Here is a 14,718-nt window from a genome sequence, read left to right as displayed (position 1 = left end):
GTTGGCATACTATATTGATGATGAGGTGAGGACAACATGATCGATTTGGTGGAAATCAAGCAAGAGCTTGAGAAAATGGCTAAGCGATTAGCGGAAATCAGGGGGTCTCTTTGACCTCGAAGCGAAGCAGGCGCGCATTCGCGAATTAGAAGAGCAAATGGCCGCGCCAAACTTTTGGGATGATCAAAAATCGGCGCAGGCGGTCATTTCCGAAGCGAATGCGCTCAAAGATCTCGTCGAGGAATTTTCCTCGCTTGAAGAACGGTTTGACAACTTGGAAGTGACGTACGAATTGCTCAAGGAAGAGCCGGATGACGAGCTCCAAGCTGAACTCGTCGAGGAAGCGAAAAAGCTGATGAAAGACTTCAGCGAGTTCGAGCTGCAGCTGCTGCTCAACGAACCGTACGACCAAAACAACGCCATTTTGGAGCTCCACCCGGGCGCGGGCGGCACGGAATCGCAAGACTGGGCGTCGATGCTTTTGCGCATGTACACGCGCTGGGCGGAGAAAAAAGGGTTTAAAGTCGAGACGCTCGATTACCTCCCGGGCGAGGAAGCCGGGATTAAAAGCGTCACGCTGCTCATTAAAGGGCACAACGCCTACGGCTATTTAAAAGCGGAAAAAGGGGTGCATCGGCTGGTTCGCATCTCGCCGTTTGACGCCTCAGGCCGCCGCCATACGTCGTTCGTGTCGTGCGAGGTTGTGCCGGAATTGGATGATAACATTGAAATTGAGATCCGGCCGGAAGAGCTGAAAATCGACACGTACCGCTCAAGCGGCGCGGGCGGGCAGCACGTCAACACGACCGACTCGGCCGTGCGCATCACCCACTTGCCGACCGGGATCGTCGTCACGTGCCAATCGGAGCGGTCGCAAATCAAAAACCGCGAAAAAGCGATGAATATGTTGAAGGCGAAATTGTACCAAAAGAAACTCGAGGAGCAGCAAGCCGAGCTCGCTGAGCTGCGCGGCGAGCAAAAAGAAATCGGCTGGGGCAACCAAATTCGTTCGTACGTCTTCCATCCGTATTCGCTTGTCAAAGACCATCGGACGAACGTTGAGGTCGGCAACGTGCAAGCGGTGATGGATGGGGAAATTGATGTGTTTATTGACGCGTATTTGCGTGCGAAGTTGAAGTAAAGGGCGATCATCGGATCGTCCTTTTTTCGCTTCAAAATCGTGTTTTGGCCTTTTGACGCATCTATGCTTTCGTGATACGCTGAAGGTAATGATAAGGAAAAAGGAGGGCGATGGCTTTGGCTGTGCGCAAACAATTGCTTTACGAACTGATTGACCGGTTGGATGAAACGGATCATCAAACAGCGTACGATTTTTTGATGTACTTGCTTGATCGATCCAGAAAGGAACGAATGGTATGGGAGCGGATTGACGAAACAGATGAAGAAGCGTTGACGGAAGAAGAGCGCCAGCAGCTGCAAAGCGATGAAGGATATATCACCGGGGGAGAAGCCAAGCGTGAATTCGGGCTACAAGTTGATTTACCGTAAGGCTGCAGTCAAATTCATCGCTAGGCAAGAAAAAGAGGTTCAAGAACGGTTGGCCTCTGGGTTGCAAGGTCTGCTTGCGATCCCACCACAGGGGGATATTAAAAAGTTGAAGGGGCAGGATGGATTATATCGGCTGCGAATCGGAACATATCGTGTTTTGTTTCGCATCGATCATGATGAACGAATCATCTATATTGAGGCGATCGGCAACCGTGGCGATGTGTATTGAGGCTTGTATTTTTTGGCTAGGGCGATCATCGGATCGTCCTTTTTTCCTTTATCATAGCAGACCGTTATCGCGTTAACCGGCTGTCATTTACTTGCCAAAACGGGCATGCTATACTCACAGAGGAAGGTGGGGAAGCATGCGGAAGCGAAGAGAGAAAGCGATGCCTCCGACGGTGGAGGGAGCTTTGGAGTATGTGTATGTTCTGGTCGGCGCGGCAGTCGTCGCGGTGGCGTTTAACGTGTTTTTGCTGCCGAATCGGATCGCCTCGGGCGGGGTAAGCGGCGTGAGCACGATTATGCACGCGCTGTTTGGCATTGAGCCTGCCTACGTCCAATGGGCGCTTAACATTCCGCTCTTTATCGCTGGCGTTGTGCTGCTAGGCCGGCAGTTTGGCGTCAAGACGTTTGTCGGAACGGTGTTCTTGCCGCTTGTCGTCTATTTGACGAAAGGGATGGAGCCGGCGACGACGAATCCGCTTCTTGGCGCGATCTTTGGCGGTATCGGTGTCGGGCTTGGCCTCGGCGTTGTTTTCCGCGGCCGGGCGTCGACCGGAGGAACCGATTTGGCGGCGCAAATCATCCATAAATATACCGGGCTGTCGCTCGGCATGTGTGTGATTTTGATTGACGGCTTGATCGTGTTGACCGCGGCGTTTGTCTTTGACATTGAGCGAGCGCTCTACGCGCTGATCGCCTTGTATGTGACGAGCAAAACGATCGACCTCGTCCAAGTCGGGCTTGGCTATTCGAAAATTGCCTTGATTATTACCAATGAAGAGGAAAAAGTGCGCCGCGCCATTTTGCACGAAATCGATCGCGGGGTGACGCGGCTGCCGGCGTACGGTGGTTACACCGAACACGAACGGCCAGTGCTGATGTGCGTCGTCGCGCAATCCGAGTTCACGAAATTGAAACAATTGGTCCGAACCATTGATCCGACAGCGTTTGTCGTCGTGGCCAACGCCGCCGAAGTGCTTGGAGAGGGATTTCAACGTACGTAAAGCGGAAAAAATCGGTTATAATAAAGGAGAATGAAATTTTTGTTTTCTGGGGGGAGTTCGCCATGAAGTGGAAGTTAGCTGCTCTGTTTCTCGGCGCTTCGTTGGCGCTTGCCGCGTGCGGCGGTGGCGGGGACAACGCTGGGGAGAAAAACGACGGCAGCAACGGCGGAGGGGATACTGCAGCGGCTGCCGAGCAAATTTTTAAACAAAACTGTGCGTCCTGTCATGGACAAGACCTGTCGGGCGGGGTCGGCCCGAACTTGCAAAAGGTTGGAAGCAAGTATTCGAAAGATCAGATTAAAGACATTATCGCCAACGGCCGCGGCGCGATGCCGGCCGGAATCATTAAAGGGGAAGACGCCGACAAAGTCGCGGAATGGCTCGCTTCGAAAAAATAGTGGTCGGATGTTCCTGGCTCTTTGAAAGGAAAAGATCGTTTCGCTTACGGAAGGTGCACCGCCTTGTTCGCTAAGAACGGGGCGGTGTTTTCTGTTTTTGAATCTTTTGTCCTAGTTTCGCCAGTGTCCCTTCATTTGAAATATAAATGTAAAATTCGACAATAGAAAATCGTGTTATAATAATCCTTGCGGAATTTTGCAAGATTCGTTCGAAACAGCTCGAGAAATGGCAGCAAACGAGTCGAAAATAGGTGATTGCGATGATTGAAATGCAAGATGTATACAAAACGTATCCAAACGGCGTTGTGGCGTTAAACGGCGTCAACGTCCGCATCAAGCAAGGAGAATTCGTCTATGTCGTTGGACCCAGCGGAGCTGGGAAATCGACGTTTATTAAAATGATGTACCGCGAGGAAAAGCCGACGAGCGGGACCATTATGGTCAACGGCGTCAACCTTGCCAAGCTCAAAGACAACAAAGTCCCTCTTTTGCGCCGCCATATCGGCGTTGTATTCCAAGATTTCAAGCTGCTACCGAAGCTCAACGTTTACGAAAACGTCGCCTTTGCCTTGGAAGTCATTGAAGAATCGCCGAAAGTGATCCGCAAAAAAGTGATGGAAGTACTCGACCTAGTCGGCCTCAAGCATAAAATCCGCTCTTATCCGAACGAATTGTCCGGCGGCGAGCAGCAGCGCGTCTCGATCGCCCGCTCAATCGTCAACTCCCCGAAGATCGTGATTGCCGACGAACCAACAGGAAACTTGGACCCGGAAACCTCATGGGGCATTGTCGAGCTGTTTGAAAAAATCAACGACCGGGGAACGACGATTGTGATGGCGACCCACAATAAAGAGATCGTCAACGCGACCCGGCGGCGCGTCATCGCCATCGAAAACGGGAAAATCGTCCGCGACGAGGCGAAGGGGGAATACGGCTATGACGCTTCATACGTTTAAGCGCCACGTCCGGGAAAGCATCAAAAGCCTTGGCCGCAACGGTTGGATGACGTTTGCATCCGCCAGCGCCGTCACGGTCACATTGTTGCTTGTCGGCGTCTTTTTTGTCGTCATGTTCAACATCAACCATTTTGCTAAAAAAGTCGAAAACGATGTCGAAATTCGCGTCCATATCGAGCTGACGGCTGACAACCGGCAAAAAGACGCTTTGCGCCGGCAAATTGAAGCCATTCCAAACGTGAAGGAAGTGCGCTATTCGTCGAAGGACGAAGAGCTGAAGCGGCTGATCAAAAGCATGGGGGACGAGGGTTCGTCGTTCCGATTGTTTGAACAGGACAACCCGTTGAGCGATGTATACGTCGTGAAAGCGGCCCATCCGCAAGATACGGTGAAAATCGCCAAACAAATCGAAACATTGCCGTTCGTCCATAAAGTCAATTATGGCCAAGGGACGGTCGAGAAGCTGTTTGACGCGCTGAAAGTGGCGCGCAACGTGGGGCTCGTGCTCATTCTTGGATTGTTGTTTACGGCGATGTTTCTCATTTCCAACACGATCAAAATTACGATTTTCGCCCGCCGCCGCGAAATCGAAATTATGCGGCTTGTCGGGGCGACGAACGGATTCATCCGCTGGCCGTTCTTTTTGGAAGGGTTATGGCTTGGAATGCTTGGCGCTCTCTTCCCGATCGCGGCGCTTTCGATCGTGTACTACAACGTGTATCAAGTGTATGAACAGCGGGTTTCCTTGCCGTTTTTCGAACTTCTTCCGTTTTCGCCGTTTATATGGCAGTTGAGCGCACTGCTGCTGGCGATCGGCGCAGGCATCGGCATTTGGGGAAGCGTCATGTCGGTGCGCAAGTTTTTGAAAGTGTAAAAAAAGAGTCATAGGGAGAGGGGAAAGCGATGAAAAAGAAAAACATGATGGCGCTCGCCGTCGCTGCGGCGCTTGGGATTGGCGTTCTGCCGCCGGCGGTGGACGCCGTCAGCACTCGCGACATCGAACAAAAGCGAAACGAAATCGACTCGCTTCGCTCGAAGCGGTCAGAGGTGCAAGACAAGATCAGCGAGGCGCAAAAAAACATCGAGGCCCTTCAGTCGCAACAAAAACAAGTCGCCAACGATATTGAAAAGCTGAACATTGCCATTGAGGAAACGAGCGGCAAAATCCGCAACGTCAGCGCCGATATTGACCAAACGGAGCAAGCCATTGACCAATTGAAGCAAGAAATTGCCGAAATTCAAGAACGGATTAAAAAGCGAAATGAAATTTTGAAGGAGCGGCTTCGTTCTTTGCAGGAAAACGGCGGGGCCGTCAGCTACTTGGAAGTGTTGCTCGGCGCGCAAAGCTTCAGCGACTTCATCGACCGGATGAGCGCCGTGACGACGATCATGGAAGCGGACCAACAAATCATCCGCGAGCAGGAAGCCGATAAAGCGTTAAAAGAGAAAAAGGAAGCCGAATTGACGGAGAAGCGGAACAAGCTGCAAGCTGATTTGCAAGAATTGAAGCAGCTGCAATCGAAACTCGCCGGCCAGCTGGAACAGAAAAACCGCCTGATGGCCGATTTGAAGCAAAAAGAGGAAGAAGAGCATGATCATAAGATGGCGCTTGAAGAAGAAAAAGAACTGATCGCCAAGCAAGAAGCGGCGGTGAAAGAGCAGCTTGCTGAACTTGAGCGGCAAAAACGGGCCGAAGAAGAAGCGAAACAGAGAGGACATACATATGCCTCGCCAAACGGTGGAGGAGCGTCATCAGGAGAAACGCCATCCGGCGGCAGCACGCCGCCTGTATCGAGCGGAGCGTTCACCCGCCCGGCCAACGGACCGATCACCTCGGGCTTTGGCTACCGGTTTGGGGGCACTGATTTCCATCCAGGCGTTGATATCGGCAAGCGCGCGCCGGTGGTGCCAGTGGTTGCCGCGGCCGATGGAATCGTATTCCGTTCCTATTATTCTAGCAGCTACGGCAATGTCATTTTCATGAGCCATATCATTGACGGACAAACGTATACGACCGTGTACGCCCATCTGGAAGCACGTCTTGTCGGAGAAGGACAGCATGTCCGCAAAGGACAAATAATTGGCTACATGGGCAATACAGGGAATTCGACCGGTCCGCACCTTCATTTTGAATTGCACCGCGGCGGGTGGAACGAAGCGAAAACAAATGCGGTCAATCCGCTTGACTATATTCCTTTCTAATTTCGAGCAGTAGGTGGTATTGCGCAACTTGTCTGTCTTTTGGCAGGACAAGTTGCGTATTTTTTTGATTGATTCGACATCATCGTCAGGTAAATTCGATGCCCATTCCACTTTGATTCTGTTTCAATCCATTTTTGGCGGTGATGGATGCGGGAGACCCTCTTCAACTCGTTGGGAATGAAAAAAGATTGTGGCCATCCGTCGCCTGTGATACGATTAATGTAAACATTTATTTGTTTTTGGTTTACAAATGTTAGGGGGGATCCCATGAATATTGTCTGCATTCCGGGATGGGGAATGAAGGCGGATATTTTTGCACCGTTGCTCGATTCGTTATCATTAAGGGGAAATGCGACAGCCGTCGAATGGAAGGAAATTGAAACGGTTCATTGCTTTCGAAAGCGGGCGGAACAGGTGCTTCATGAGCGTGCGACGGTCATCGGCTGGTCGCTCGGTTCGCTTGTAGCTCTGGAGTTGGCCTATGCTTATCCCGAGCGGGTCTCTCGCCTTATTTTGATCGGCGGCACGAGCCGTTTTATTGCCGATGAGGGTTATGAAGCTGGATGGCATCCACGGATCGTCAAGCGGATGAAAACACAGCTGCAAGTACGTCCAGCTGACACGATCGCTGCGTTTCTTGCTTCATTATGGTCCAAGAGCGAAAAGAGGGATATTTCTGATTTCTTTTACCGCGATCGGGTTGATGATCTGCTGATCGGACTTGATTATTTGATCGAGGCCGATGCGCGCCCGTTTTTGGCGGACATCTCCGCTCCAATGCTGATCGTTCACGGTGAGCAAGATGCAATTTGTCCACCTGCTGCTGCACGCTATATCGCTGAACGCGCTCCCAACGCTATCATGGCTTTGCTCCCTGATGCGGGGCATGTTCCGTTTTGGACTCAAGCAGAGACATGCGCTCATCTTATTCAGACATGGGTTGGTGAGACTGATGATTGACAAGCAGCTCATGAGAAAACGGTTTAGCGAGCGGGCGAAAACGTATGACCAGTTTGCTAATGTCCAAAAAACAATGGCCGATCTATTGGCTGTCCACATTGGCATACGCCCCCACAACATTTTAGAAGTTGGCTGCGGCACGGGCTATCTCACTGAAAAACTGTGCCGTATGTTCCCGCACGCGCGCATGACCGCAGTCGACATTGCACCAGGCATGATCGCCGTTGCGAAAGAACGACTTAGCGGCGAAGATGTGACATGGATATGCGCCGATATCGAGGATATGACATGGGATGAGCGATATGATTTGATCATTTCCAATGCAACATTTCAATGGCTGAATGACGCCGTCAGGACGATCGCCCGCCTCTACCGGGCGTTAAGTGAGGGAGGGTGCCTTGTGTTTTCCACTTTCGGCGCCCGCACGTTCCACGAATTGCATACTTCATTTTCGTTCGCGCTGAAAGCTAGGAACATCCATGAGTCGTTTCGCATCGGCCCTGCTTTTCCGACCCTGGCGGAATGGATGGGCCGTTGCCAGCAAGCTGCCCCTGCCGCCCAAATTGACGGGTTTGAATGGGTGGAAACGGAGCGATTTCCATCTGTCCGTGATTTTTTCCTATCGCTGCGCCATATCGGTGCCACGAATAGCATGATTGGCCGCTATTGCCAGCGTCCGTCTGTCTTCAAAGCCATGATGCACGAATACGAACAGCGCTTTTTGGCGCACGGGGAGATCACAGCTACTTACCATTGCCTATTGATCCGTATGACCCGCTGTTAAGGCGGGGATTTTTTATGGTTTCGGACGTTGCTTGGCCGATTCAAGGAAATGGTTTGGCCGCACCACATTCCCCCTTGACTCTGTACCTTAGTCCATCGTTTATAATGTTGAGCAAAGACGGAAACCCGCCACTCCGTCATCGCAAGGAGGGAGAACGATGAAAATGGCCAAAAAATCGTTTTGGGCCGTGCTGGCACTGCTCAGCTGCCCGTGCCATCTGGCGGTTATTCTGCCGTTGTTGGCCGGAACATCGGTCGGTGCGTATTTGATCCGACACCAAAGCCTTGCCATCGGCCTTTTTACGGTTTTGTTTTTCTGTTCGCTGATGATGATGATTGGAAAGCGAAAGCCAATGCGAACAGGTGAAACGGAAAGCGGTGGCCTAGGGAAAACGGGAAACGGCCATGGGGCGTGCTGCGTCCCATTCCAAACGAACCATGAGGACGAGTGATATAGGTTTTGTAATCGAGGATCTGAACAAAATAGGAAAGAGACATTTGTTGATAAGGAGTGTTTTTTACCATGAAAACATATCGAATGACCGTCCATGGCATGACATGCACCGGTTGTGAGCAGCATGTTGCCAAAGCGCTGAAGGCGATTGGGGCCGAGAAGATTGATGTCAGCTTTCCGCGCGGGGAAGCGGTATTCGCGCTGCCTGAGGGCACGGACGTTGACATGGCGAGACAAGCGGTCAAAAACGCCCATTACGAGCCGGGGGACATCGAGGAGATCGCCGTGACAGCCAGCCCTGTCATCGCTGGCGAAGAAGAGTATGACTACATCGTCATCGGCTCCGGCGGGGCAGCGTTTTCTTCAGCAATCGAAGCGGTGAAATATGGGGCGAAAGTGGCGATGGTCGAACGCGGCACGGTAGGGGGGACGTGCGTCAATATCGGCTGCGTGCCGTCAAAGACATTGCTTCGGGCTGGTGAAATCAATGCATTGGCGCGAAACCATCCGTTTCTTGGCCTGCATACATCCGCTGGTCCGGTTGATTTGGCGCCGTTAGTGAAGCAAAAAAATGAACTGGTCGAGCAGCTTCGCCGAGCGAAATATGCCGACTTGATCAAAGAGTATGGGTTTGACTTCATCCAAGGGGAGGCCCGATTTGTTGGACGTCAAACGATTGAAGTGAACGGCCAAACGCTGTCGGCGAAACGGTTTTTGATCGCGACAGGCGCTTCCCCGGCAGTGCCGGATATTCCGGGGCTTCATGATGTCGACTACTTGACGAGCACGACGCTGCTCGATATGAAAAAGGTGCCCAAACGGCTCGCCGTCATCGGCGCCGGTTACATTGGGATGGAGTTGGGCCAGCTGTTTCACCATCTCGGCTCGGAGGTGACGTTGATGCAGCGAAGCCCGCGTCTCTTGAAAGAGTATGACCCGGAAATTTCCGAAGCGGTGGAGCGGGCGCTCACAGAACAAGGCATCCGCATCATCACCAGCGCTTCGTTTGAACGGGTCGAACAAGACGGGAATACGAAAAACGTGTATGTGAATGTAGACGGACGCACCCGGGTCATCGAAGCGGACGAACTGCTCGTGGCAGCCGGGAGAACGCCGAATACGGCGGCGTTGAACTTGCCGGCAGCCGGTGTGGAAGTCGGGGCGCGCGGGGAAATTTTGATCGATGAATACACACGGACGACGAACCCGTCGATTTATGCGGCAGGCGATGTCACGCTCGGCCCGCAGTTCGTCTATGTCGCGGCCTATCAGGGAGCCGTTGCCGCGGCCAATGCCGTCGGCGGGCTGAACAAGCGCTGGGATACGGCCGTCGTTCCGGCGGTGACGTTCACCCATCCGGCCATTGCCACCGTCGGGTTGACCGAGCGACGGGCGAAAGAAAACGGGTATGACGTGAAAACGTCCGTTCTGCCGCTTGAGGCGGTGCCGCGCGCGATCGTCAACCGGGAAACGACGGGAGTGTTGAAACTTGTCGCTGAGGCCCATACGGGCAAGCTGCTAGGCGCCCACATCGTTGCGGATCATGCCGGCGAGGTCATTTACGCCGCAACGTTGGCGATTCAATTCGGATTAACGATCGACGACCTTCGCCACACGCTTGTCCCGTATTTAACGATGGCGGAGGGGTTGAAGCTGGCGGCGCTGACGTTTGACCAAGACGTCTCGAAGTTATCGTGCTGTGCGGGATGAGGCGTCCCAATGAGGCCGCCGTTTCGTGGAGCGTTATGAAGGGGTTGGAGCCAATTGTTGTTGCGATGGCGGTGAAGCTGAATAGGGAGCAGTCCGTTTAGCGGCGTGCTTCCCTAAGCATCATAGAAGAAATGCCGGCCTAACTTTCATATCGACTTGACCCTGTACGATCGTGCAGGGTTGATATCCTTTTGGATGAGGTGGTTATGTGAAACATTACCGCATCGGGGAGCTGGCAGAAAAATGCCATGTCAATAAAGAAACGATCCGGTACTACGAACGGAAAGGGCTTATTCCAGAAACGGAGCGGACAGAAGGCGGATATCGTCTGTATACGGAGGAAACGGTCAGGCGCATTCAGTTTATTAAGCGGCTGCAAGGGCTCGGATTCACCTTGGCGGAAATTGATAAATTGCTTGGCGTTGTCGATCGGGATCGCGATCGATGCAAAGACATGTACCAATTTGTGGAACAGAAAATCGAGGAGATCAAGGAGAAGATTCAAGACTTAATGAAAATAGAGGCGATGCTCCTTGAGTTGAAGGCGTGTTGCCCCCATGAGGAGAATCTCTACAGCTGTCCGATTATTGACATGTTGCTCGAAGGGATATATGGGCAAGAAAAATAGATTTTCGCTAAAAGACGAAGGGAAACTTCGGTAACTTAGCGACAAGAGCAGATGACTTCATAGAGAGACCAGATCAACGGATCATATGGAAGGAGGAACGGAAATGCGAAGTAAGCGATACTATTGGCTTGCTGGGGCTCTCTTCCTCATTGCGGTTTTGGCAGTGGGATGGTTGAGTATAAACAAGACTGCAAAAGAAGAGGATGCCATCCACATTCGCGTGAAAGATATTGAGGGAAACACAGTCAACATCGATGACGAGAAACCAACCGTCCTGTTTTTTATGGCGGCCTGGTGCGTCTCGTGCGCTGAGATCGAACAGAGTTTAAAGGAAGTAGCGAAGGATAAGAACGTTCAAGTAGTGACTGTCGATGTGGATCCGCAGATCGACAAAAAGGAGCATTTAGCTGCCTTTCAGCGAACGTACGGGGGTTCTTGGCCGCATGTATTTGATGCCGATCTTTCCCTTGTCAAGTTATTCGGGGTAAACTCGCTTGATACGGTAGTGGTTGTGAAAGACGAGAAAGTCGTCCATAAAAGCATTCGACCGAACATACAAACGATCAAGGAGGCCATTCGCCATGGACGTTAGCATGGGGATTGTGTTCAGTGCCGGGGTCGTTGCCGCATTGAATCCCTGCGGCGTCGCCTTGTTGCCAGCGTTTATTGTGTATTTGATGGGGGGAGAAGAGGCGCATTGGACGAAGGGGGTTCAGGCTGGGATCATGATGACGCTCGGTTTTTTGAGCATTTTTCTTCCCATCGGTCTGTTGATGTCCTTATTTCAGGGGGTGATCGGGAGGTATTTGTCGGCGGCAGTAACTGTGATGGGATTGTTGCTCATCCTCGCCGGGATATGGATGTGGTTGGGCCGCGAATTCCGAATGGCCAATCCGTTTAGGGTGAAAAAAGGAAGTCACCCGGCATGGTCTTTTTATCTGTATGGCATTGCGTATGCAATCACTTCTTTAGGCTGCACGTTGCCGATGTTCTTTTTAACGGTAGCCTCGGCGTTGCTTGCGGGAGACTTGGCAGGGGGAATGACCCGTTTTGCAGCCTATACGTTAGGCATGGGATTGGTTGTGACCGCGATTTCGGTGGCGGCTGTCATGTCGAGGGCACTGATCGAGAGGGTGATAAAAAATGTGGCTCCTTTTCTTTACAAGGCGTCGTCTTTGTTATTGGTTGGATCAGGGGTCTATTTGATCGTGAAGTTCTGGCCATTCTCTTAACCATGACAGTCCTATAAACGCTAATCTGGAATTGATATATGTGGAAAAGGCGCTTCAAGTGGACTGAAGCTAGTAGGGGGAATGTGGAAGCATGGAGGTGCAAGGCATGGCTGGATGCTGTAGCTTGCCTCCCAATTGGCGAGATCTCATTGAGAACAAGGAGATTTGCCCAAAATGCTCTGCTGCAGGGTCGCCAATAGATGAAGGGGAGATGAGAAAAGTTTTGAACAAGGATAGTTGGGACTTGGTTATTGAACGGGAAGATTACTTTCGATGCCTTACCCCGCATTGCCCGGTTTCCTTGTTCAGCAGGGTCGATGATATGTGGTTTTGGATGCGGGATATTGTCCCAAATGAACGGTGGAAATAAAAGTACTATGGGAAACTCTAGTAGCTTTCAGCGAGGGGGGATGGTATGGGAACGTATCGCATCGGTAAACTAGCGGAAAAATGCCATGTCACTCACATTTCGCACCCTAACAGGGTAGAAAGAAAGGATTTTTTATTTCGTTTTTCAGAATCACGTTTCGACCAACACGACGAGTGAGGGAAATCCTTTTTTTACAATATATGGTCGTTCCGTATAATGTTACACGTAAATGCTTTCGTCCATTCCCAACCCTTGCAGAATCCTTCGCTGCTCGTAGGTGAGCGGTTTCCCTAACGCGCGTTGGATTTGCCCATCCGGCAGCTCCAACAGGACGACGTTCACATACCAGAACAACTGAAAAATCGCCTGCCCCGTCGGTCGAGTCAGCTTGCGGCCTCCAGGCCCCTTCAACGGGCGTTCCGGTGTGATGAACGGACGCACCCGGCGCTGAAAAACGCGGTAAATGGCCAAGGCCAAGAGAAATAAATCACCCAATACCGCAACTCGTTCTGGCTTTTTGACATAGATCTCATCCGTGAAAAAAGGGTCTTTCAAAAAAGCGAAGTTCATTTCCACCGAGATCTGCCCTTTATACAGCTTCAAGATTTCTTGGGCATCCATTTGTTGGCCCTTCCATTCCTTCGGAACGGTCGGTGACGAGGACAAACTGGGACGCTTTCCGTTTCGCCTGTTTCCACGCGTCTTGGTCGAATTCGACGTCAAGGCGCAGGAGATGCAGCGTTTCCATGTCCGGTTCCGCCCCTTTTTTCGGACGCACGATCTTTTCGACCGCGGCCTCGACCCGATGAAACCGGGGGCGAAGGGACGCCTTGAGGGACGCCAAGGCTTGTTCGGCGTCTTTGCGGTACGAGAATGGGTGACGCTCCCAACGGGCTTGTTCCTCGCGAAGAAGCTCCGCTTCTTTGGCTCGTTCTTTTTCGAGCGTCTTTCCTTTTCGCTGGTCGAGCGCGCTCGATTCGACGACGATCAAGCGTACGGGGCGGCCTTCATAGGTCGAGGTCGTTTCCCATACCCGGTGCGTGGCGCCGTTTCTCTCCGCCAAGGTAAAAGGTTCGCACCACGGGATGTGGGCCGAATCGGCCTCGGCCAATGCTCGTTTCAGTTCTGTGCCTCCTTCCGCTGGCAACGAGGGAAAGAAAGCGGTTGGAAGCTCCAACAAAAATACGGCTGCCCTCATCAGCCGGTTTCCCGGCCTTTCGGCAGCCGCTTGTCTGCTCAGGACGCGATTATTCGCTGTTGTTGCCCTCATCGTCTTGATCGTGATTTTGATCATGGACTTGGTCATCGTCATCTTGATCATCGCTGGGTTGCCCAGCATTTTCTCCTTTGTCCTCGTCTTGCTTGACGGAAAGTTTCCGCGCCCAGCCGCTTCCGTATTTCCACTCGAGTTCAAGGCGGAACGGAGTGTCAAGGGAAAAGAGAGTTTGGATTTTGGCGATTACTTCATCATTTGACAGCGACGGCGATGCTTGCAAGTCGTTAATGAGCGATTGGACATCGCCTGCTGTCACTTCACCGGTCTGATCTTTAATGTACAAATGGGAACGGCGTTCAGACCAATGATAGTCGATTTTAATCGTTTGGTTCGCCGCGGTTTTCATTTGCAGCTCAAGCTTTTGGACGAGGTTAGCCAGTTGGGCTTTTCCTTTCTTCTCTGCTCCGTCCTTGACATGATCGTTGTCGCTGTCGGCATCTTCCGGTTTAGTGCCGAGCGCTACCTCGGCGCTGTTTGTCAGCCCATCGCGGTCGGTGTCTTCGTCCCCATCTAATATTTTATCTTTGTCCGTATCTGTTTTCGTCGGATTCAGACGGAGGTTGTATTCGACTCGGTTGGTTAAGCCGTCGCGGTCTTTGTCCTGGTTGGCGACGTTTTTCCCTAGACCGAGTTTGTACTTCAGCTCCCAATCATCCGGGATGCCGTCTTTATTTTTATCGGCCCATTTTGGCTTGGATTGTTGTTTCCCCTTGGCTTCCGCTGTTGCCCATCCTGATGAAACCAACAAGGCAACAGCGAGGCATCCAACTAGCATTCGCTTCATAACTTTTCTTCTCCCTTCATCAATGATGGATTGAAGATACGTTCGGCAGCTGGCTGGCATAGCGTCTTTCGCCGTAGCCCCTTTAGCTTTGCGCCACGCTGTTTCCAGCGCTTTGCCTTTTCGCCGTATCTTCTCGCGGGAGAAGATGCGGCGATAATCTACCTTCACTATAACTAGTCCTATGATCTGAGGTAAATCATCCATTTGTCCTATTTTTCATCCGTTCC

Annotated in this window: 17 protein-coding genes, 1 pseudogene and 1 riboswitch; of the genes and pseudogenes, 16 read left to right on the top strand and 2 right to left on the bottom strand. The window is 51.9% G+C overall.

Translation table 11 applies throughout. The features are described 5' to 3' along the window. Window positions 1-36: 36 nt before the first annotated feature. The 16 genes from prfB to ABS784_RS08365 all read left to right on the top strand — a co-directional run bounded on the left by prfB (window position 37) and on the right by ABS784_RS08365 (window position 12,431). Window positions 37-1,141, top strand: a protein-coding gene (prfB, locus tag ABS784_RS08440) for a peptide chain release factor 2 (RefSeq protein ID WP_112111375.1) whose coding sequence is annotated in 2 segments (ribosomal slippage) — window positions 37-111 and window positions 113-1,141 — 1,104 coding nt in all. Because the reading frame shifts where the segments join, the coding sequence is not laid out codon by codon here. Window positions 1,142-1,251: 110 nt separating this feature from the next. Next, window positions 1,252-1,509, top strand: a complete 258-nt coding sequence (locus ABS784_RS08435; protein ID WP_080729666.1) for a hypothetical protein — start codon at window positions 1,252-1,254, stop codon at window positions 1,507-1,509. Continuing rightward, the gene (locus ABS784_RS08430) at window positions 1,478-1,738 is read left to right on the top strand and encodes a type II toxin-antitoxin system RelE family toxin (RefSeq protein WP_013524619.1); all 261 of its coding nucleotides are present in this window, start codon (window positions 1,478-1,480) and stop codon (window positions 1,736-1,738) included. The genes ABS784_RS08435 and ABS784_RS08430 overlap by 32 nt, the downstream gene beginning before the upstream one ends. 136 nt (window positions 1,739-1,874) lie before the next feature. Then, window positions 1,875-2,738 (top strand): YitT family protein, encoded by an 864-nt coding sequence (locus tag ABS784_RS08425; protein ID WP_352512123.1) that lies wholly within the window; start codon window positions 1,875-1,877, stop codon window positions 2,736-2,738. A gap of 62 nt (window positions 2,739-2,800) precedes the next feature. Then, window positions 2,801-3,136 carry a cytochrome c551 gene (gene cccB / locus ABS784_RS08420; RefSeq protein ID WP_352512121.1) on the top strand — a complete coding sequence of 112 codons (336 nt, stop codon included), beginning with the start codon at window positions 2,801-2,803 and terminating at the stop codon, window positions 3,134-3,136. A gap of 260 nt (window positions 3,137-3,396) precedes the next feature. Then, window positions 3,397-4,092: a cell division ATP-binding protein FtsE gene (ftsE, locus tag ABS784_RS08415; RefSeq protein ID WP_044732643.1), complete on the top strand. Its 696-nt coding sequence runs from the start codon at window positions 3,397-3,399 to the stop codon at window positions 4,090-4,092. Next, window positions 4,073-4,966, top strand: a complete 894-nt coding sequence (gene ftsX / locus ABS784_RS08410; RefSeq protein ID WP_352512119.1) for a permease-like cell division protein FtsX — start codon at window positions 4,073-4,075, stop codon at window positions 4,964-4,966. Before ftsE ends, ftsX begins: the two co-directional genes overlap by 20 nt. 29 nt (window positions 4,967-4,995) lie before the next feature. Continuing rightward, window positions 4,996-6,294: a murein hydrolase activator EnvC family protein gene (locus ABS784_RS08405; protein WP_352512118.1), complete on the top strand. Its 1,299-nt coding sequence runs from the start codon at window positions 4,996-4,998 to the stop codon at window positions 6,292-6,294. A gap of 267 nt (window positions 6,295-6,561) precedes the next feature. Beyond that, on the top strand, window positions 6,562-7,254 hold the full coding sequence (locus ABS784_RS08400; RefSeq protein ID WP_352512116.1) for an alpha/beta fold hydrolase: 693 nt from the start codon (window positions 6,562-6,564) through the stop codon (window positions 7,252-7,254). Then, complete coding sequence (gene bioC, locus ABS784_RS08395; protein ID WP_352512114.1) at window positions 7,247-8,038, top strand: malonyl-ACP O-methyltransferase BioC; 792 nt, start codon at window positions 7,247-7,249, stop codon at window positions 8,036-8,038. The genes ABS784_RS08400 and bioC overlap by 8 nt, the downstream gene beginning before the upstream one ends. 157 nt (window positions 8,039-8,195) lie before the next feature. Beyond that, window positions 8,196-8,489, top strand: a complete 294-nt coding sequence (locus tag ABS784_RS08390) for a transporter (protein ID WP_352512112.1) — start codon at window positions 8,196-8,198, stop codon at window positions 8,487-8,489. 71 nt (window positions 8,490-8,560) lie between these two features. Continuing rightward, complete coding sequence (gene merA, locus ABS784_RS08385) at window positions 8,561-10,201, top strand: mercury(II) reductase (protein ID WP_044732637.1); 1,641 nt, start codon at window positions 8,561-8,563, stop codon at window positions 10,199-10,201. Window positions 10,202-10,409: 208 nt separating this feature from the next. Further along, a complete protein-coding gene (gene merR / locus ABS784_RS08380; protein ID WP_044732636.1) occupies window positions 10,410-10,829 on the top strand; it encodes a mercury resistance transcriptional regulator MerR in 420 nt (139 codons plus the stop codon). A 103-nt stretch (window positions 10,830-10,932) separates the two neighbouring features. Then, on the top strand, window positions 10,933-11,421 hold the full coding sequence (locus ABS784_RS08375; protein ID WP_352512109.1) for a TlpA family protein disulfide reductase: 489 nt from the start codon (window positions 10,933-10,935) through the stop codon (window positions 11,419-11,421). Then, window positions 11,411-12,061: a cytochrome c biogenesis CcdA family protein gene (locus ABS784_RS08370; RefSeq protein ID WP_044732633.1), complete on the top strand. Its 651-nt coding sequence runs from the start codon at window positions 11,411-11,413 to the stop codon at window positions 12,059-12,061. The genes ABS784_RS08375 and ABS784_RS08370 overlap by 11 nt, the downstream gene beginning before the upstream one ends. Window positions 12,062-12,152: 91 nt before the next feature. Continuing rightward, window positions 12,153-12,431 carry a hypothetical protein gene (locus tag ABS784_RS08365; protein WP_044732632.1) on the top strand — a complete coding sequence of 93 codons (279 nt, stop codon included), beginning with the start codon at window positions 12,153-12,155 and terminating at the stop codon, window positions 12,429-12,431. Between the two features lie 219 nt (window positions 12,432-12,650). On the opposite strand, the pseudogene ABS784_RS08360 reads toward ABS784_RS08365, so the two are convergent. Further along, window positions 12,651-13,554 (bottom strand): annotated as a pseudogene (locus ABS784_RS08360) (IS1634 family transposase); the annotation flags it as partial. Window positions 13,555-13,678: 124 nt separating this feature from the next. Next, on the bottom strand, window positions 13,679-14,491 hold the full coding sequence (locus ABS784_RS08355) for a hypothetical protein (protein WP_352512107.1): 813 nt from the start codon (window positions 14,489-14,491) through the stop codon (window positions 13,679-13,681). 41 nt (window positions 14,492-14,532) lie between these two features. Continuing rightward, window positions 14,533-14,618, bottom strand: a riboswitch (cyclic di-GMP riboswitch). Window positions 14,619-14,718: the final 100 nt, after the last annotated feature.

The organism is Geobacillus sp. G4, from assembly GCF_040327975.1.
GTDB classification, from domain to species: Bacteria; Bacillota; Bacilli; order Bacillales; family Anoxybacillaceae; genus Geobacillus; species Geobacillus thermoleovorans.
Note: the sequence above shows the minus strand (reverse complement) of the source record. Positions and strands in the feature narration are given on the sequence as shown.